This is a genomic window from Moorella mulderi DSM 14980 (assembly GCF_001594015.1).
Classification (GTDB): domain Bacteria; phylum Bacillota; class DSM-521; order Neomoorellales; family Neomoorellaceae; genus Neomoorella; species Neomoorella mulderi.
The window spans coordinates 1-18,883 of the sequence record NZ_LTBC01000008.1 but is presented as its reverse complement, the minus strand read 5'-3'; the positions used below and the strand labels follow the sequence as shown (position 1 = coordinate 18,883).

General features: G+C 44.4%; 19 protein-coding genes. All 19 read left to right on the top strand.

The window, feature by feature from the left end; translation table 11 throughout:
* Positions 1–67: 67 nt before the first annotated feature.
* On the top strand, positions 68–1,012 hold the full coding sequence (pstC, locus tag MOMUL_RS10110; RefSeq protein ID WP_062284622.1) for a phosphate ABC transporter permease subunit PstC: 945 nt from the start codon (positions 68–70) through the stop codon (positions 1,010–1,012).
* Positions 1,009–1,857 (top strand): phosphate ABC transporter permease PstA, encoded by an 849-nt coding sequence (gene pstA / locus MOMUL_RS10105; protein ID WP_062284621.1) that lies wholly within the window; start codon positions 1,009–1,011, stop codon positions 1,855–1,857. Before pstC ends, pstA begins: the two co-directional genes overlap by 4 nt.
* 7 nt (positions 1,858–1,864) lie before the next feature.
* The gene (gene pstB, locus MOMUL_RS10100; protein ID WP_062284619.1) at positions 1,865–2,623 is read left to right on the top strand and encodes a phosphate ABC transporter ATP-binding protein PstB; all 759 of its coding nucleotides are present in this window, start codon (positions 1,865–1,867) and stop codon (positions 2,621–2,623) included.
* Positions 2,624–2,704: 81 nt separating this feature from the next.
* The gene (locus MOMUL_RS10095) at positions 2,705–2,944 is read left to right on the top strand and encodes a hypothetical protein (protein ID WP_062284618.1); all 240 of its coding nucleotides are present in this window, start codon (positions 2,705–2,707) and stop codon (positions 2,942–2,944) included.
* On the top strand, positions 2,934–3,365 hold the full coding sequence (locus MOMUL_RS10090; RefSeq protein WP_062284616.1) for a PIN domain-containing protein: 432 nt from the start codon (positions 2,934–2,936) through the stop codon (positions 3,363–3,365). Before MOMUL_RS10095 ends, MOMUL_RS10090 begins: the two co-directional genes overlap by 11 nt.
* A 251-nt stretch (positions 3,366–3,616) precedes the next feature.
* Positions 3,617–4,654, top strand: a complete 1,038-nt coding sequence (locus MOMUL_RS10085; protein WP_062284615.1) for a LacI family DNA-binding transcriptional regulator — start codon at positions 3,617–3,619, stop codon at positions 4,652–4,654.
* 47 nt (positions 4,655–4,701) lie between these two features.
* Entirely contained in the window at positions 4,702–5,508 is an 807-nt protein-coding gene (locus tag MOMUL_RS10080; RefSeq protein WP_062284613.1) for a sugar phosphate isomerase/epimerase family protein, read from the top strand.
* A 114-nt stretch (positions 5,509–5,622) separates the two neighbouring features.
* Positions 5,623–6,753 carry a substrate-binding domain-containing protein gene (locus MOMUL_RS10075; protein ID WP_062284612.1) on the top strand — a complete coding sequence of 377 codons (1,131 nt, stop codon included), beginning with the start codon at positions 5,623–5,625 and terminating at the stop codon, positions 6,751–6,753.
* Between the two features lie 192 nt (positions 6,754–6,945).
* Positions 6,946–8,469: a sugar ABC transporter ATP-binding protein gene (locus tag MOMUL_RS10070; RefSeq protein WP_062284610.1), complete on the top strand. Its 1,524-nt coding sequence runs from the start codon at positions 6,946–6,948 to the stop codon at positions 8,467–8,469.
* A complete protein-coding gene (locus MOMUL_RS10065; protein ID WP_062284608.1) occupies positions 8,444–9,415 on the top strand; it encodes an ABC transporter permease in 972 nt (323 codons plus the stop codon). The genes MOMUL_RS10070 and MOMUL_RS10065 overlap by 26 nt, the downstream gene beginning before the upstream one ends.
* Positions 9,416–9,439: 24 nt before the next feature.
* Positions 9,440–11,389, top strand: a complete 1,950-nt coding sequence (locus tag MOMUL_RS10060; protein WP_062284606.1) for an oxidoreductase — start codon at positions 9,440–9,442, stop codon at positions 11,387–11,389.
* A 17-nt stretch (positions 11,390–11,406) separates the two neighbouring features.
* A complete protein-coding gene (locus MOMUL_RS10055) occupies positions 11,407–12,375 on the top strand; it encodes an electron transfer flavoprotein subunit alpha/FixB family protein (protein WP_062284604.1) in 969 nt (322 codons plus the stop codon).
* On the top strand, positions 12,375–13,673 hold the full coding sequence (locus MOMUL_RS10050; protein WP_062284602.1) for an FAD-dependent oxidoreductase: 1,299 nt from the start codon (positions 12,375–12,377) through the stop codon (positions 13,671–13,673). The genes MOMUL_RS10055 and MOMUL_RS10050 overlap by 1 nt, the downstream gene beginning before the upstream one ends.
* 3 nt (positions 13,674–13,676) lie before the next feature.
* Entirely contained in the window at positions 13,677–13,946 is a 270-nt protein-coding gene (locus MOMUL_RS15810; RefSeq protein WP_084785584.1) for a ferredoxin family protein, read from the top strand.
* A gap of 27 nt (positions 13,947–13,973) precedes the next feature.
* Positions 13,974–14,801 (top strand): electron transfer flavoprotein subunit beta/FixA family protein, encoded by an 828-nt coding sequence (locus MOMUL_RS10045; RefSeq protein WP_084785583.1) that lies wholly within the window; start codon positions 13,974–13,976, stop codon positions 14,799–14,801.
* 16 nt (positions 14,802–14,817) lie between these two features.
* Positions 14,818–15,984, top strand: coding sequence for a Gfo/Idh/MocA family protein (locus tag MOMUL_RS10040; RefSeq protein ID WP_062284599.1), 1,167 nt, complete (start codon positions 14,818–14,820; stop codon positions 15,982–15,984).
* A gap of 20 nt (positions 15,985–16,004) precedes the next feature.
* Positions 16,005–16,976, top strand: a complete 972-nt coding sequence (locus MOMUL_RS10035; protein ID WP_062284597.1) for a sugar phosphate isomerase/epimerase family protein — start codon at positions 16,005–16,007, stop codon at positions 16,974–16,976.
* Between the two features lie 20 nt (positions 16,977–16,996).
* Positions 16,997–17,965: an ROK family protein gene (locus MOMUL_RS10030; RefSeq protein ID WP_064774389.1), complete on the top strand. Its 969-nt coding sequence runs from the start codon at positions 16,997–16,999 to the stop codon at positions 17,963–17,965.
* 302 nt (positions 17,966–18,267) lie between these two features.
* The coding region (locus MOMUL_RS10025; RefSeq protein ID WP_153018349.1) for a DUF1670 domain-containing protein at positions 18,268–18,883 on the top strand (616 nt) is incomplete at its 3' end.

The window sequence follows — 18,883 nt, the reverse complement described above, 5'->3', positions numbered from 1 at the left end:
GCGAATATCAACATTATTTACATTGGGTCTCCATGGTATTATCTAGAAAGTTGGCGGAGGATTATAAATGCAAATGCCAAGCCCTAAAAGCAGGCGGTGGGGAGACAGTCTCTTTCGCGGCCTTACCTTCCTGGCGGCCCTGGGAATGATAGGCCTGGTGATGGTTATTGCCGTACAATTAATCAGAGGGTCCCAGCTCGCTTTTACACACTTTGGGCTGGGGTTCGTTACCGGTTCCAGGTGGGACCCGGTCCACGGCGCCTTCGGGTCTTTACCTTTAGTTTACGGCACAATAGTCTCCTCCTTAATTGCCCTGCTCATTGCTGTACCCTTGAGCCTAGGAATTGCTATTTACCTCGCTGAACTGGCCCCCCACTGGGTGCGCACCCCCGTTTCTTTCCTGGTCGAACTCCTGGCAGCCATCCCCAGCGTTGTTTACGGCTTATGGGGCGTATTTGTCCTGGTACCCCTGGTACGGACAGCCTTAGAGCCATTTTTGCAAAGAACACTGGGCTGGCTGCCCTTTTTTCAAGGCACTTATTATGGTTTCGGCATGCTGGCGGCCGGCATTATCCTGGCCATCATGATTATCCCTACTATTTCTGCAGTTTCCCGGGAAGTTTTACTGGCTGTGCCAAACTCCCAGCGGGAAGCCATGCTGGCTTTAGGTGCCACCCGCTGGGAGACGATTAAGATGGCTGTCCTCCCCTATGGCCGTTCAGGAATCCTGGGTGCTGTGATTCTCGGGCTGGGACGAGCCATTGGCGAGACCATGGCCGTGACAATGGTCATCGGCAACCGGCCGCAGATTTCCCCGTCGGTTTTTGAATTGGCCCAGACCATCGCCAGCATTATTGCCAATGAGTTTAGCGAGGCCTTTGACGAACTGCACCTGTCGGCCCTGGTGATGGCGGGGCTGGTCCTCTTTGTTGTTACCCTGCTGCTGAATATCCTGGCCCGCCTGCTGGTCTGGCGAGTGGCCAGGGCACCGGAAGGGGTGACCAGGGAATGATTGCTGGGCGCGATCAGCGGCGCAAGTTTAGCAACAAGCTGATGTTGGTGCTGGCCGCAGCTGCCACCGTACTGGCCCTCCTTCCCCTGGGCAGCATTCTGCTTTATGTAGCCACCAAAGGCCTGCTGGCCCTCAACTGGGACTTCTTTACCCAGCTTCCTAAACCTGTAGGAGAACCCGGCGGCGGCCTGGCCAATGCCATTGTTGGCACCTTAATTTTAGTTGGGCTGGCCTCTGTAATGGGGATACCCCTGGGCATCATGACAGGTATCTACCTGGCGGAGTTCGGCCGGGGACGGCTGGCCTGGCTGGTACGGTTCACCTGTGACGTGATGACAGGTATACCTTCGATCATCGTAGGCATCGTCGTTTACGGGACCATTGTCGTGGCCATGAAACGTTTTTCCGCCATTGCCGGTGGGGTGGCCCTGGCCATAATTATGCTGCCCCTGGTAACCAGGACGACGGAAGAAATGCTTAAACTGGTGCCCAACAGCCTGCGCGAGGCCTCCCTGGCCCTGGGGGCCTCCCAGTGGCGCACTACCTACAGTATTGTCCTGCGCAGCGCCATGGGGGGGATAATCACCGGTTCTCTCCTGGCGGTGGCCCGGGTTGCCGGCGAAACGGCACCCCTGCTGTTTACGGCCTTGAGCAGCCGCTACTGGCACACCGGCCTGGACCAGCGGATTGCCTCCCTGCCGGTGTACATCTACACCTATGCCACCACCCCCTACGAAGAAATGCACCGGCTGGCCTGGGGGGCCGCCCTGGTGCTGGTGGCTATGGTCCTGGTGACCAGCATCGCCGCCCGGCTGGCAGGTCGCCGGGCCGGTGGAGGGAGGTAGTTAGCAAATGGATACCAGGTTACTGGTGGAAGATTTCAGCGCCTGGTATGGCCAGACCCAGGCGGTAAAAAACGTTACCCTGCCGGTATATGCCAGCCAGGTGACCGCCATTATCGGGCCCTCGGGATGCGGGAAGTCTACCTTTATTCGCTGCCTGAATCGCTTGCACGAGGTAATCCCGGGAACCCGCACCAGGGGCAGGGTACTTCTGGACGGCCAGAACATCTATGACGATAAAGTCGATCCGGCGGAAATCCGCCGGCGGGTGGGCATGGTCTTCCAGAAACCCAACCCCTTTCCTACCATGTCCATCTTTGATAATGTAGCGGCTGGGCTGCGGGTGCACGGCCTGCCTCCCGGGACTACCGCTGAGGAAGTGGTGGAGAAAAGCCTGAAAATGGTAGGGCTGTGGGACGAGGTTGCGGACCGCCTCCAGGATTCGGGCGTCAGCCTGTCCGGGGGCCAGCAGCAGCGCCTGTGCATCGCCAGGGCCCTGGCCGTGGAACCGGAAGTTTTGCTCATGGACGAACCGTGCTCGGCCCTGGACCCTGTTTCCACCCTGAAAATAGAAGAATTGATTAAAGGCCTGAAAGAAAAGTATACAATTGTAATTGTAACTCATAATATGCACCAGGCTGCGCGGGTAGCCGATTATACCGCCTTTTTTCTTAACGGCCAGCTGATAGAGTATGGTGTCACTTCGGATATCTTCACCAACCCCAGGGACCAGCGGACCGAGGACTATATAACCGGTCGTTTTGGTTAAACACCCGGTCGCGCTTTAATGTACGACGGTTGCTTTCCACGTAAAAACGTGATATGCTAATTTACGTGGAGGCGGTTGCCTGTGGAAAATCAAAACGTTACTATATCATTGCCTAAAAATCTGTTGCGTCAGGCAAAGCACCTGGCTATTGAGCAGGGCATTTCCCTGTCCGGCCTTCTTGTACAATTATTGGAAGAAGCAACAAAGAAGGATGACGAATACAAAAAAGCCAGGGAGCGTCATCTAGCCTTGCTGGATACCCTGGACCTCGGTAGCATGGGAAAAGCGCAGTGGAGCAGGAGCGAACTGCATGAGCGTTAGCCGGGAAAAACAGTTCGTTGATACGAATATACTGGTTTACGCCCATGACATTTCCGCCGGCACCAGGCACGTAAAGGCTAAGGCCCTGCTTACGGAGCTCTGGAATTCTGGTAATGGGTGTTTAAGTATCCAGGTGCTACAGGAGTTTTATGTTACGATAACCCAGAAGGTATCGCGGCCGCTGGCGCCAGAAACGGCCGCCAGCATCATCAGGGACCTTGCCTGCTGGCAGGTCCACACGCCTAAGCCGCCAGACGTCCTGGAAGCGATTGAAATCCAGATGCGCCATAAAGTGTCCTTCTGGGATGCCATGATTTTACGCAGTGCCCAGGCCCTTGATTGCAGTACCCTCTGGTCCGAAGATTTAAACCCGGGGCAGCATTACGGTGCAATACGGGTTTTGAATCCATTTTTAGAGTAATCGTGTAGCCCGGGTTTTTAACCCGGCCGCCAAAATTGTAATAGGCCGCCTATCGGGCGGCTTTTTTACTGCCTTAGTTATTAACTGGTGCCTAACAAAATAGTCATATTACTTTTGTAGTGTGAAAGAAAAAATTTTTTTATGAAGCAGCAGGAATTTAATAAAACACGTCGAATAAGTCTATTAAAATCGATTGCAGAGATATCGCTGAGATATACATATTATGTCGAGAAAAGGATTTCAGATGCTTTATGGTAAAAATGATTGAGGTTGCTAAACTGGCGCGGGTTTCACCATCCACAGTATCCAGGGTATTGTCCAATAGTCCTTACGTTTCCGAAGAGACACGGCAAAGGGTTCTGGAAGCGGTTAAACTTTTAGAGTATAAACCCAATAGATTGGCCAGTAACCTTCGAAAAATGTCATCTAAAACAGTAGTAGTAGTCTTACCTGATATTACCAATCCTTTTTTCTCTAAAATACTTCAAGGGCTTGAAGATGTAGCCCGGGAAAACGGCTATCACGTTCTCCTTGGAGATACGGGTAATAGCCTTAAACTTGAAAAGGATTTCATCGATCTGGTCAGAGAGAGGTTTGTTGACGGGTTGATTTTAGCCACGGCTAGAATCCGAAAAGAAGAGATATTGGCTATCAGCCAGGAAATGCCGGTGGTTTTAGCCTGCGAGTATGTAGAGGGTTATGATATACCTACTGTTTCTATAGATAATATCAGCGCTGCCCGCCAGGCTACAGAACATCTTATAAATCTAGGACACCAAAGAATTGGATTTATTACTGGACCACTGGGGGTTATTCTTAGCAGGGATAGACTAAAAGGCTATCGTCAAGCATTATTGCTTCATGAAATTCCTATTGAAGAAGCTTTAATCCAAGAAGGAGATTTTTCTGTAAAATCAGGGTATGACATTATGATGAAATTTCTAGCGGTAAATCCGCCGCCCACAGCGGTGTTTGCTTCCAATGACGAAATGGCTGTGGGGGCGATGAAGGCAATTAAACATAAAGGAATGCGTGTTCCTGACGATGTGGCGGTAATCGGTTTTGATGATATTCCCTTGTGTACCCTTGTGGAGCCAGAACTGACAACGATTGCACAGCCGAAATATGAGATTGGTATCCAGGCAATGGAGATGTTGCTTAAAATAATTAAAGGGGAGATGCTTGTTAAAAGACAGATAGTCCTGGCTCATCAATTGGTGGTACGTGAATCTTGCGGTTATAATTTATATAGGCAGGGAGGTGAAGTTGAAACGAATATTCATACTTAAAATAACAAATTTGTGCAGAAGACTTTTAAGGGGAGGGATATATTAGAATGAAATTGGGTTATCAAACAAATACGTGGGGGGGCGTGATCGGACACCCTGCAGGAGTGACATCTGTAAAAGATGCATATTACCTTGCTAACGGTTCTACAGAAAAAGCAATCACAGAAATAGCTGAAGTGGGGTTTGAGGGGGTTGAGATTTTTGATGGAAATTTAATACAATACGAAGCGGAAACGGAAAATTTAAGTGTAGTTTTGAAAAAGAACAATGTAAAACTTGTAGGTGTTTATTCAGGTGCTAATTTTATTTATAAAGAAATTTTACCTGATGAACTGAATAAAATCAAGGCAGTTGCTAAATTAGCGAGCTTATTTGGTGCCGAACATTTAGTAGTTGGAGGTGGTGGAATAAGAACAACCGGTCCCCAAAAAGACGACTATCTCTTATTAGCCGAAGGGTTAGATAAAGTAGTTAAAATAGCTGAAGAATTTAATCTCGTAGCAAGTTATCATCCACATTTAGGAACACTTTGTCAGTTTCCGGAACAATTAGATATCCTTATGCCGCTTACAAAAATAAATTTATGTCCTGACACAGCTCATTTAGTAGCTGGAGGGGGAGACGCATTAGCGATTGTAAAAAAATATATTGATAGGATTAAATATATTCATCTTAAGGATTATAGAGAAGGAGTATTTTTGCCCTTGGGGGAAGGGCAAATTGACATTCAATCAATAATAAAAGTTTTAAAAGATGCTATGTACGAAGGATGGTTAATTGTTGAACTAGATGCCTACGATATTCCTAAAAAGGGCGCAGAAATTAGCTATCGATATCTTAAAGATTTAATTTAGCAATAGAGGGGTGGCAATATTTACTTTTAAAATTATATATACATGTTATCGAGATTTCTTAATTAACGATTTCAAGATTAACTTCAAACTTCAGAGATAGGAGGATATTTATCTATGAAAAAGAGAAACGTACTAGCTTTATTTTTAGTGATGTTTATACTTAGTATAGCTATAAGTGCATGCGGTCAACAAAAAGCCCAGCCTAATAAAGACCAGCAGCAAGCAGCTACTCAAAGTAAAGACAGTGAAGACAAGGGTTTACCGCCTTTACCGCCTTTAAAAGAAGAACAAGTTTTAGGAAAACCTGCAGGACCACAAAGTCTTGAACTTACTCCGGAAGAAGTTGCCAAGTTAAAAGAAATGAAGCCTTTCGTAGGTTACTCTGTACATTACGGAGACATTGCTTCTGAGAAAGTAATAGGTCAGGCTATTAAGGAAACCGTGGAATCCTTTGGTGGAAAATATATTATGACAGACGCCCAACGCGATCTGAATAAACAGATGTCCGATATCGAATCGATGATATTACAAAAGGTGGATGGGGTGATAGCTATTGGGGTTGATACTGCTGCATTTGGACCTGCGGTAAAAAGATTAAATGAAGCTAAAATCCCGGTTGTTCTTGGTGGGGGGCCTCCTAATCAGGGAGAATTTGTAAGTTTAGTTGACCCTGATGGTTACGGCGGTGGTTTTACGGCTGGAAAAATGTTAATCAAGACATTAAAGGAAAAAGGGATACAAAGCAAATCATTGGCGACGATAGGACTAAGGGCATATATTTTGACATGCGAACAACGAGCTCGTGGCTTTGAGGATGCTGTAAGAGAAGAAGGATATAAAATAGTTGCAAGGGGTCAAGCTGATACTGCTGATCAAGCACAACAGGAATTTGAAAATATATTAACTGCTCATCCTGATGTTGTAGGTGCCTTTGGAGTATATGAAACACCTGCCCTTGGAATGGAAGCTGCAGTTAGGACATTGGGTCGAAATGATGTCTTTATAGTTACCCATGATCTAAGTGAACATCTAGCACAACAATTTGCCCAGGGGAAAGGTGCAGTGATATTCACCTCCTCTCAGGACCTGTATGCTGAAGGTAAATATAAAGCTCTGGCATTATTAAAAGCGCTGGCAGGTGGCAAAGTACCTAAATATGTAACCATACCAACCCTGCCTACTTCCCCATCTAACGTTAAAGAAATGTATCAGAAAGTATTTAACAAGCCCTGGCCATATAATTAATTGTTATTGAAGTTTATTAGGCAAACTTATGTAGGTTAGCCCAATTATGGGCTAACCTACATAAAGGTAAAAAATACAAGAGTTACTCCTCGTGTAGCCTATCATGATGAATGAAAAACCGTTCATATAGATTCACATAAAATATTGGAGGAGATTTATACTCCTTGGGCATCAGGGGGTTGGTGAGATATTTTGCAAGACTATGTATTAGAGATGAAAAATATAACAAAAATTTTTCCAGGGGTAAAAGCAATAGATGATGTTACTTTTTCAGTAAAAAAAGGTGAGGTTCATGCCCTATTGGGGGAAAATGGGGCTGGAAAAACAACACTCATGAAAATTCTTGCCGGAGTGTATCGGCCTGAAAAGGGTACTATTTATTTAAACGGGCAAAAAGTTCAAATAAACTCGAGGAAAAGGGCTCAGGAATTAGGAATCGCAATGATTTTCCAGGAGCTAAGTGTCTTACCTAATCTTGATATTGCAGGGAACCTGTTTTTAGCTAGAGAAAAGAAGAAAGGAATACTATTAGATAACAAACAAATGGAAGATGAGGCTAGGAGTATATTAGAATATCTAGGCTTAAAATTAAACCCTAAAACTATTGTAGAGAATTTAAGTGTTGGTGAAAGGCAGCTTGTTGAGATAGCAAGGGCTATTACAAGTAATGCAAAGATCATTGTAATGGATGAGCCAACTTCAGCTTTAACGCAGGATGAACAAGAAAAGCTTTTTGGCGTTATAGATAAATTAAAAAAACAAGGTACGGCTATAATATATGTTTCACATCGTATGGATGAGATTTTTAGAATAGCCGATCGTATAACGATTCTAAGAGATGGCAAGAAAGTTAACACAGTATTAACTCGGGATGTAAATAAAAAAGAAATTATTAGTATGATGATAGGTGAAAAAGAAGTAGTTGATGAGCTATCTAAACGTAAACAGCATAGTAAAAAATTTGGGGAACCATTATTAGAAGTAGAAAAGCTTACAGGGAAAAAAATCAATAACGTTAGTTTTAAAGTACGTAGCGGCGAAATTTTAGGTTTGGCAGGACTTTTGGGAAGCGGAAGAACAGAAATTTTAAGGGCAATTTGTGGGTTAGATAACAATATCTCTGGGAATATTAAAGTGGATGGTAAGAAATATAATATAAAATCCCTCCAGGATGCATTGCGCCTCGGAATTATTTTAGTTCCAGAGGATAGAAGAAATGAAGGCATAATTCCTGGGATGTCCGTAATGGCAAACTTAAGTCTAACCGCACTTGCAAATATATTTCCCAACGGGATTATAAAATTTAAAACTGAACATCATATCGCCAGCAAAAATATCCAAGAGTTAAATATACAACCTTGTGATCCATATAAATTAGTTGGGAAATTAAGTGGTGGTAACCAACAGAAAGTCGTTATAGGGAGATGTTTAAACCATAACCCTAAAATTTTATTATTAGATGAGCCTACCCAGGGGATTGACATAGGAGCTAAAGCTGAATTGCATGCTTTGTTTCGTACCCTTGCGGAAAAAGGAATGGCAATAATCATCGTTTCATCAGAGTTACCAGAACTAGTATCTATAGCCGATAATGTTTTAGTTTTATATGAAGGACAGGTGAGAGCTTTCCTTAGTGGGGCAGATATAGAAGAGAAAAAGATTTTATATTATGCAACTGGAGGTTTTGAAAGTGAGTCTGGTGCAAGAGGATTATAAAACAAAAATAGCAAAGTTAACAGCTCAATCACAAGTAATTATTTTTCTGGGGCTTATTATTGCGGTAGCTATTTTTAGTTATTTATCTCCTTATTTTTTTAGCGTAAGGAATTTCATGAACATAATCCGGCAAATGTCAATGATTGCAATAGTGGCTTTCGGGATGACTTTTGTAATCATTGCAGGAGAAATTGATCTTTCCGTAGGGTCTATTATCGGTATAACGGGAATGGTAGCAGCTATTAGCATGAAAAACGGATTAAACCCAATTATTGTTATAGGAGGGGCCCTAGTATTAGGGGCTTTAATTGGTCTTTTAAATGGATTGATGGTAGTAAAGGTAAAAATCACGGCTTTTCTTGCCACTTTAGTTACAATGTCCGTTTTACGAGGGTTATCATTAGCATCTACTCCTGGATCTGCACCAGTAACAATAAGTTCCTCATTATTTGTTGAGATTACAACTGCTAATATAGGTTTAATACCCATAGTTTTAATTTACCTGATTACTATTTTGTCCATCCTACATTTTGTTCTAAATAAAACAGTTTTTGGTAGACATATTTACGCAACGGGAGGTGGTGCAAATGCAGCAGCCCTGGCAGGTGTTAATATTCAATTCATCAAGACGATGGTTTTTGTTATTAGCGGCCTACTAGCTTCATTTAGCGGTCTCGTTTTAGCTGGTCGTTTATCAGCTGGAGTCCCTGATTCTGGGACAGGCTGGGAACTTGACGCAATCGCGGCAGCAGTCTTAGGTGGAACCAAATTTAGCGGTGGACAAGGTTCAGTGATCGGAACTTTAGGTGGAGCGTTAATTATGGGTGTTGTAAGCAATGGATTAACATTGCTTGGCATGACTTATGCCTACCAATTAATAATTAAAGGGTTAATAATAGCCCTGGCAGTTATACTAGATATTTGGGTTAGACGTACAGAGGTTTAAATTACTATATGGAGGTAATTAAACATGAGTCAATTTGAATATCTTTTTACTCCGTTTACTCTTGGTAACGTTAAGTTGAAAAACCGGATAGTTTTTGAACCCCATTTTAATGCTTTAAGCAGTGAAGAGGGTATGCCCACCGAAAGAGATGCTTTATATTTTGCTGAACGTGCAAAAGGTGGAGCAGGTTTAATTATTATGTACGCAGTTGCCTGCACTCAGTCGGGGAAGATGTCAACTCGTTTCATCCACGGTTGGGACCCGGAAATTATTCCTAGTTTAAGTAAATATGCCGATCTTGTTCATAAGTATGACAGCAAAATCTTTGGTCAAATTAACCATGGTGGACATACAACGTTAATGAATCCTCCACAACTTTTATTTGCTCCAACACAAATGCCAGAACCATCAAGCCAATTTAACACGAAAGAAATGGAGATCGAAGATATAAATGAAGTAATTGATGGTTTCGTTAAAACCGCACAAAATTTTAAGAAGGCAGGGTTTGACGGGGTTGAAATAAAAGTCGCCCATGACGGACTATTGCGCTCTTTTGTTTCGGAGTTTTTTAACCGACGAAAAGATAAATATGGTGGATCATTTGAAAATCGTTTAAGACTGCCTATGGAAATTATCCATGGAATTCGTATGGCTGTTGGTCCCGAATACCCAATTGGTATACGCCTTTGCCTAGATGAATTTACACCATGGGGATATAACCTTGATTATGGAATTGAACTGGCCAAGGCTTTTGAAGAAACTGGTGAAGTTACCTACATTAATACCGATGCTGGTACTTTTTCTAGTTTCTATATGGAAATTCCACCTGCCGCAGTTCCCGCAGGGTTTGCTGTCTATATGAGTGCAGCCTTAAAAGAGAACATTAAGTTACCTGTTATAGCATTTGGGCGTATCAATGATCCAGTTCAAGCAGAAAAAATCCTAGCCGACGGGCATGCTGATTTAATTGGTATGGCCAGGCAATTAATAGCTGATCCTGAATTTCCCAATAAGGCTCGCGAAGGTCGTTTAGAAGAAATTCGTCATTGCATAGCTTGTAACGATGGTTGCATATATCAGGTGATGCAAGAAAAGCCGATACGTTGCATCCAAAACCCAGCTGCAGGGCGAGAAAAAACCCTAGGTATAGGAACCTTAAAACCTGCTGAGATTAAAAAGCGAGTTGTTGTCATTGGTGGTGGCGTTGCCGGGCTAAAAGTAAGTGAGATAGCGGCCTTGCGTGGGCATAAGGTTATCCTATTTGAAAAGAAAAATGAATTGGGAGGACAAGTACTCCTTGCCAGTAAGTATCCCCTGAGAGACCAGCTTATAGAAGTTACTTCTTATTTAATTAAGCAAATAAATCGTCTCGGAGTAGAAGTTAGACTTAATACCGAAGCAACTCCCGAAGATGTATTAGCTTTAAAACCCAATGCTGTAGTAGTCGCAACAGGTTCTTATTCACCCAGATTGGATATACCTGGAGCAGAACAAGAAAATGTTTATAGTGTTTACGATGCCCTTAAAGAGGATGCTTCTATTGGTAATAGAGTAATGGTAATTGACCTTAATGGTCATTGGAAAGCCGCGGGGTTGGTTGAATATCTGGCAACGCAAGGCAAACATGTGAATGTAGTAACACCTCTAGTGTTTTTTGGACAAGGTTTAGAGCCCAGTAATAGAGTTATGCTTTATCAAAGGTTATTCACAATGGATGTTATAATGACGCCACATCATGAGGTAACAGCTATAAAAGGAAAGACCGCGACACTAAAGAATGTTTATTCGGGTCAAGAAGTCGAAATGAGTGATTATGATACTTTTATATATGTTATTCACAACCGTTCCCATGAGGAATTATATTACGCCCTAAAAGGTAAATGTCCGGAGCTTTACCGCGTTGGCGATTGTGTAGCACCACGTATGATTGAACAGGCCATTTGGGATGGAGAAGAAATCGGGCGTAAATTGTAAACAGGAGTGAACATGAGTTGAGTAATAATGTCCTTGCCTTTATAGAAGGAGAAGAAGGACACATCTCAGAAGACAGTAAAAGTATTTTAAAGGAAGGTAGACGTTTAGCCGACGAAATGGGTGGCACCTTAGTGGGTGCCACCCACCGTGGAAGTATATTAAAAGATCAATTGAATAACACTGGGCTGGATGAGTGCTGGGAATTGCCCTTAGGAATTACTGATGATCCCTGCGGGCAATTAGCAGGTCTAGCATTAGCAGAGTTAGCAAAAGATATACAGGCCAGGCTTATACTAGCAGCACATACTATGCTTGGGGAAAGTGTATTGGCTACCGCAGCAGCCTCTTTGGGAGGAGCATTTTTCAGTTCATGTAGGGAAATTTCAATTAAGGATGCCAACTTTAATATCCACCGCATAACATGCGGAGGCAAAGTAGATGAGATACGCACCCTTATTTCAAGCGTTTGTTTGGGAACTGTCATTCCAAGTGGTACAGGTCGTAAGCGTTTTACGGGAAATAAAAGTGTAGAATACCGAGAGATGTTGACTTTAATAAAGGGCGCGGTACCTGAAATAACTGGAGAATTCAAAGCCCATCCTGATGAAATTGATCTGACTGAAGCCGAGTTTATTGTAGCTATTGGAGGTGGCGTGGGAGATCGAAAAGGATATGAAATGGCAGCAAGATTTGCAAGTCTTATAGGCGCTACCCTTGGGGGAAGTCGAATTGCTGTAGATCGAGGCTTTCTCCCTAACAGCCGTCTTATCGGCCTTACCGGGCATGAGGTAGCACCCAAGATATATATTGGTATAGGTATTTCAGGCGCTCCCCATCATCTAAATGGTATTCGAGATGCCAAGGTAATTATCGGGATAAACAAGGATCCAAACGCTCCTTTACTAAAAGCTGCGGATATTGCTGTTGTAGGTGACGCTTATACAATACTACCCGCACTAATCGAAGAATTGGGAGGAGAACTCTGATGGTAAAGCATTTCGATGTTATTGTAGTTGGTGCTGGATTAGCGGGTAGTGCTGCAGCGTTGACAATGTCACGTTCGGGTTTAAATGTATGTTTAATTGAACGTGCTACATCCCCTGGAGAAAAGAATGTAACTGGCGGCGTGTTATATGGAAGAGTACTTGATGATTTGATTACAGATTGGCAAAATAAAGCTCCCGTTGAGCGATGGATTGTCAAGAATGGTATCGGAATGATTACTTCTAAATCCTTAACCTTATTTCAGTTTGAGACAGAGGACTTTTATAATCCACCTTATAACTCTTGCACCATTAATAGGGCCAATTTTGATCTTTGGCTGGCTCAACAGGCGGAGGAAGCGGGAGCTACCTTAGTAACAAATACTTTAGTTGAAGATCTTATTTTTAAGGACGGTTATGTGAAAGGGGTAAAAACACAACGGCCAGATGGTGAGTTGGAAGCGGATATCGTTATCTGTGCCGATGGTGTAAATTCTTTATTAGCTCAAAAAGCTGGTTTGCGCAAAAAAGACATTTCACCCCATGAGGTTGGGATAGGGATAAAAGAAGTATTGTTACTACCTATTGAAAAAATTAATGAACGCTTTGGGCTTGAGGAAAATCAGGGTAGTGCCTATGAATTTATTGGGACCTTTTTAAATTGCGTGCATGGTGGGGCTTTCCTTTATACCAACAAAAAGACTTTATCCTTAGGAATCGTTGTTAATCTAGGTTCATTACAAAAAGCAGCCGTGCAACCTAGTATGCTTTTAGAAGAATTTAAGGGTCAACCCCAAATACAAAAGTTTATAGAAGGCGGAACGTTAGTGGAGTATTCTGCTCATATGGTACCGGAGATTGGTTTAGAAATGGTGCCTAAATTATACGGTAATGGTGTTATGGTAGCAGGGGATGCTGCAGGTTTTGTTGTTACTAATGGTTTTACTTTTGAAGGGATGAATTATGCTCTTGCCTCTGGTAAAGCTGCAGGCCATACTGCTGTACTCGCTATGAAGAACGGTGACGTATCAGCAAAAGCTCTGGCTGCATACCAGGATAAAATTAACGAATCATTTATTGGTAAAAACCTTGAAACATACAGGAAAGTTTATCATGTTTTAGGTAACCCCCGCTTGAGACAGGAATACCCTCAAATTATTGAAGAGATAGCAAAAGAGCTATTTCTCTTTGACGACAAACCGCGCATCAAACTAGCAAAGATGGTTAGAAGCGTAGTGGGAAACAAGGTATCAATGTGGCAAGTTATTAGAGATGGTATTGACATGTGGAGGTACATGTAATCTATGGATATACTGGAAAAGCTCATGCGTGTATATTTTATTTCAGATGAAAGACCCCATATAACGGTTAATAAATCTATCTGCCAATCATGTTCCAGTAAAGAATGCCTTTATGTTTGTCCGGCACAACGTTATACTATGGAGGCTGAAGGTATTCAATTTGTTGCCGATGGTTGTTTGGAATGTGGTGCGTGTCGTATCTCTTGTAAATCAGGAGCCATAACCTGGAATTATCCTCGAGGCGGCTTTGGTGTTCGTTTCCGTCTAGGATAAAGAAGTTTAGCGAAAGGGCGACAAGAAGTGAGAATTGCCGTTTTAACTCGAGAACAAATAGTTCCTGTAGGGTCTCCAATTTTTGCTGATGATAATAGAAATTTGAGTGATGTTAATGTAACTACATTTACAGATGTCTCAGATCTTGCAGCCATGAGAACAGCTGTTTCTATAAAAGAACAAGTACCTGGAACGACGATAAGCTTATATTACCTAGGTAAAAATATTTACACCCTGCGCCACATTATGGCTGTGGGTGCAGATGAAGCGACAATGATACAAGTTGATGATGATTTAGATGCATTAACAAGTGCTCAAATGGTTACCGAAGCTCTACAAAAAGATAAATTTAATTTGATATTGACGGGCCAACACGGGGCTGGAGGAGATGGTACCGGGCAGGCTATTGCCAATTTCATTGGCTTAACACTAATAACAGCGGCGGTCTCCATTGAACCATCTTTTAAGGATGGAAAATGTATAGCAGTCCGGACACTAGGTCGCGGTCGCCGTCAGAAGGTTGTATTTAATTTACCTGCTTTAGTTATGTGTGATCGTACTATGGGCACTATTAAGTATTCTTCTTTACCTGAAATAATCCGTGCTGCCAAGTTACAAGTGAAAGAATTTAAACCAATGGTGAAACGTTCTAGCTCTGAACGTATCAAGCTTCAGATGCCAACCCCAAGGCCAAAGAAGATTTTTACCCCCGACAGTAATCTTAGTTCAAGTGATCGAATAAAGCAGATACTTTCGGGCGGGATTTCCAAGCGGGCTACAGACCGTTTAGAAGGACCACCAAAGGATGTGGCTAAACAGCTGTTAAGTCTTTTAAAGCGGGAAGGTTTTCTATAAGTTGGAGGGGGAAAACATGCAAAAAATTAAAGTTGGAGTTATAGGTACCGGTTTTGTTGGGCCAGCGCATATTGAAGCTGTGCGCCGTTTGGGTATTGTCGAAGTCGTAGCCCTGGCAGAAGCAAACCAGGAACTGGCCGAAAAAAAGGCGGCTGAACTAGGCATTGCCAAAGCCTACGGCGATTATCGAGAAATGCTGGCAGACCTAGACATAAAGGTTGTGCATAACTGCACACCCAACCATTTACATTATAAGATTAACAAAGATATCATCATGGCCGGTAAACATGTCTTATCTGAGAAACCCCTGGCCATGACCAGCAGCGAGTCTGCCGAACTCCTACAATTAGCACGAGAACATAAAGTAGTTCATGGCGTTAACTTTAACTACCGGCAGTATCCTCTAGTGCAACAACTAAGGGCAATGATCAGAGAGGGTACTTTAGGAACAGTTAACCTGGTTCACGGCAGCTACCTGCAGGATTGGTTACTCTATGATACAGATTACAACTGGCGCCTTGAACCGGAAGTCGGGGGCAGTTCCCGGGCGGTGGCCGATATCGGGTCTCACTGGTGTGACACCGTACAGCACGTAATCGGACAGCGTATTACTGAGGTATTTGCCGACCTGGCCACGGTAATTCCTGTAAGAAAAAGGCCCAAGCAAGGGGTAGTAACTTTTGGGGTTCAGGAATTACAGGCAGGGCAGTATGAGGAAGTACCTATAAAAACAGAGGATTATGCGACCGTACTCTTGCGTTTTAGTGGTGGCGCCAGGGGGGTCTTTACCGTTTCCCAGGTAAGTGCAGGGAGGAAAAATAGGCTTAGTTTTGAAATCGATTGCAGTAAATCGTCAGCCTTCTGGAACCAGGAGGAACCTGAGCACCTCTGGATTGGCCACCGCGAACGGCCCAACGAGATCCTTATGGCCGACCCTGCCTTACTTTTACCGGAAGCAAAAAAATATATCCATCATCCCGGTGGCCATAACGAAGGGTGGCCTGATGGTTTAAAGAATATGATGCATAATTTTTATAGCTTTATTTTAGAAGGGAAAGACCCGCTGGCAGATACCACCAACTTTGCCACCTTTGCCGATGGGCATGCGGCTATGTGCATTATTGAAGCTATTTTAGAAAGCAATGCCACCCAGAAATGGGTGAAAGTAAATAACAACTTTTAGTGTTCCTGGGAGGGAGTAATTTGAAGTTAGGGGTATTGACTGTCCTTTTTCAGAGTAAACCGTTTGAGGAGACACTGGATATTGTAAAAAGTTATGGCTTGGAAGCTGTGGAATTGGGTACTGGTAATTATCCCGGCAACGCTCACTGTAATCCTGAAGAGCTACTTACAGATGCTAGTAAGCTAAACGCTTTTACTAAGGCTCTTGAGGAAAGAGAATTATTTATAAGCGCCTTAAGTTGCCACGGCAACCCCTTACACCCGCAAAAGGAGGTTGCGCGCAGGTTTCATGAAACCTGGCGCAAGACGGTCCTGCTGGCTGAAAAGTTGGGTGTAGAATGCATTAATGTTTTCTCCGGCTGCCCGGGTGACTCGGATAATTCCTTGCATCCCAATTGGGTTACCTGTGCCTGGCCACCTGACTACCTGGAAGTTTTAAACTGGCAATGGGATACCAAACTTGTTCCTTACTGGAAAGAAGAGGTGGCCTTTGCTGCCAGGCATAAAGTACGTAAAATCGCTTTTGAAATGCATCCCGGATTTATGGTCTATAACCCGGAAACTTTATTGAAATTAAGGAACCTGGTTGGACCAGAAATAGGAGCTAATTTTGACCCAAGTCATTTAGTGTGGCAGGGTATCGATCCAGTTGAAGCAGTTAAGGTGTTGGGCAAAGAAAACGCCATTTTCCATGTACACGCCAAGGATACTTACCTTGATACGAGTAATATTAAGGTAAATGGTGTTTTAGATACTAAACCCTATCACCAGGTAGCAGAGCGTTCTTGGACCTTTAGGAGTGTAGGCTATGGGCTAAGCGAGGCAGTATGGAAAAACATTATTAGCACCTTAAGGGTGGTTGGCTATGATTATGTTCTAAGTATCGAACATGAAGATTGCCTGGCATCTTCCCAAGAAGGCTTTTCTAAAGCAGTAAGCTGCCTCAAAGCTTGCCTGTTCCGCGAGCCTGCCGGTGAGATGTGGTGGGCATAAAGGTGAAAGGTAAAGATAGTATGTTGGCAGGGAACAACGCTAGATTTACTATCGGCATTGATATGGGAGGTACCAAAATATTAACAGCTCTGGTAAACTCCCATGGAAATATTGTGAGGACTACTCGGTATTCTACCGCTGTAACTGAGGGCAAGGATAGAATAATCGAGCAAATAACCCAAAGTGCTCACGAAGTATCAGCAGGACTGGATCTCGGTAGAGATATAATAGGTATAGGTGTTAGCTGCGCCGGACCGGTAGATCCGGAAAATGGCGTCCTGGTCCAGGGTACTAACCTGGGCTGGGATAACGCCCCTCTGAAATCAATCCTGGAGGATAGGTTTAAGTTACCAGTATATGTAGAGAATGATGCCAATACCGCGGCTATAGCGGAACACCGTTTGGGTGCCGGTGCAGGAAGTAAGGATATGGTGTATGTTACTGTTAGTACAGGAATAGGCGGCGGCCTTATTCTGGGAGGGCAAATCTACCGCGGTGCCAATTTTGCTGCGGGTGAAATAGGACACATTATTGTCGAAATTGACGGGCCAGAGTGCAACTGCGGCAGCCGGGGTTGCGTTGAGGCCGTGGCCTCTGGTCCGGCAACGGCAAGAAGGGCAGCTGAGCGTATACGAAGGGGGGAGACTTCAGCTATTATACAAATGGTAGAAGGTGAGCTTGACAAAGTAACAGGAGAGATAGTTTATCGGGCTGCTGCCAACGGCGATCCACTTGCTGGGGAAGTAGTCTACCAATCAGGTAGATATATTGGTGTAGCCCTGGCAAGCCTGGTGAATATCTTAAATCCGGAAATAATTGTTATTGGTGGCGGTGTGGCCAAAGCAGGAGAGCTTTTATTTAAACCCTTAAGGGAGAATTTAACTATTAGGGTAATGCGATCGCAAAGGGAAAAAGTAAAAGTAGTTCCATCAAAGTTTGGTAGTTATAGTAGTGTAATGGGAGCAGCTTTCTTACCTTATCTTCTATAACCCCTCATCTCCCTTTCCCTGGCAAGAAGAACCACGGTCAACATTGCCTTAATCAAGTCCTACCCTGCTGGCTGGAGCGGCGGCAGCCAGCGGGGTAAGAGATAAGATATTATCACCCGCCCTCCAGGTCAGGGATGAGTTATGGTTCCCGACCTATCGGTATAATTGTCCTTGCCACCCCTGACCTGGAGGGCGGAACCTGGCAATACTTACCCGGCTTAGATTAGGCTCCTGGCCAGCAGGAAAAAAAGCCGGCATGGCGAACCCTTTAGGAAAAACCTGGACAAGCGAGGGTTTAAGCCGTGGGTCGCCCCGCCTTTTTCCGCCGGCGTATTCTTACCCAGGCGGCCTCCCTGGAGGCCAAGGGCCTTTTCAACTACCTGGTCAGCGAGATCAGGACGAGGAGAGAAGTACCCCTGGAAGAGGCCGTCCTGGCGGCGCGAGACGTTTTGGAGTACCTGGAGCGAAATCTGTTAACCCGGACGCCAGGCCAGATTGTTTTTCCGGCCATCTCCGGCCGGGAGAACCACCAGAAGCGTTCCCGGGCCAACCAGCCGGAGAAGCTAATCAGTCTAACGGTGGTGGCCGAGGAAGACATCGAGTTGATGGCCGAGTTTGGGACGGTGGCTCTGCAGAGGGGCCGCCTGGCCCGCCTGGTGGAAGAGGCCTATGCCCAGGATGCCATTCTGGACACTCCCAGGCTTTGCGTCCTGTTCCCCCAGACCCACCGGGGCATTCGCGCCATCCTTCAATCCTTCTGGCAACAAGGAGTCCTGCTGCCGGTGGCCGGGATGAAGAAAGAGAACCGCCAGCTAATGCGGAACCTCCGGGCGGCGCTGGCTATTGACCGGTACTTAAGCGGTGAGGACCTCACTGCCTTGCGTAAAGATCTGGCCATCAGCACCGGCCGGTGGCAGC

What these genes read in the sequence shown, in the direction of transcription:
- pstC (WP_062284622.1), top strand. Translation starts at nt 68, where the DNA reads ATGCAAATGCCAAGCCCTAAAAGCAGGCGGTGGGGAGACAGTCTCTTT.
- pstA (WP_062284621.1), top strand. Translation starts at nt 1,009, where the DNA reads ATGATTGCTGGGCGCGATCAGCGGCGCAAGTTTAGCAACAAGCTGATG.
- pstB (WP_062284619.1), top strand. Translation starts at nt 1,865, where the DNA reads ATGGATACCAGGTTACTGGTGGAAGATTTCAGCGCCTGGTATGGCCAG.
- MOMUL_RS10090 (WP_062284616.1), top strand. Translation starts at nt 2,934, where the DNA reads ATGAGCGTTAGCCGGGAAAAACAGTTCGTTGATACGAATATACTGGTT.
- MOMUL_RS10085 (WP_062284615.1), top strand. Translation starts at nt 3,617, where the DNA reads ATGGTAAAAATGATTGAGGTTGCTAAACTGGCGCGGGTTTCACCATCC.
- MOMUL_RS10080 (WP_062284613.1), top strand. Translation starts at nt 4,702, where the DNA reads ATGAAATTGGGTTATCAAACAAATACGTGGGGGGGCGTGATCGGACAC.
- MOMUL_RS10075 (WP_062284612.1), top strand. Translation starts at nt 5,623, where the DNA reads ATGAAAAAGAGAAACGTACTAGCTTTATTTTTAGTGATGTTTATACTT.
- MOMUL_RS10060 (WP_062284606.1), top strand. Translation starts at nt 9,440, where the DNA reads ATGAGTCAATTTGAATATCTTTTTACTCCGTTTACTCTTGGTAACGTT.
- MOMUL_RS10050 (WP_062284602.1), top strand. Translation starts at nt 12,375, where the DNA reads ATGGTAAAGCATTTCGATGTTATTGTAGTTGGTGCTGGATTAGCGGGT.
- MOMUL_RS15810 (WP_084785584.1), top strand. Translation starts at nt 13,677, where the DNA reads ATGGATATACTGGAAAAGCTCATGCGTGTATATTTTATTTCAGATGAA.
- MOMUL_RS10040 (WP_062284599.1), top strand. Translation starts at nt 14,818, where the DNA reads ATGCAAAAAATTAAAGTTGGAGTTATAGGTACCGGTTTTGTTGGGCCA.
- MOMUL_RS10030 (WP_064774389.1), top strand. Translation starts at nt 16,997, where the DNA reads ATGTTGGCAGGGAACAACGCTAGATTTACTATCGGCATTGATATGGGA.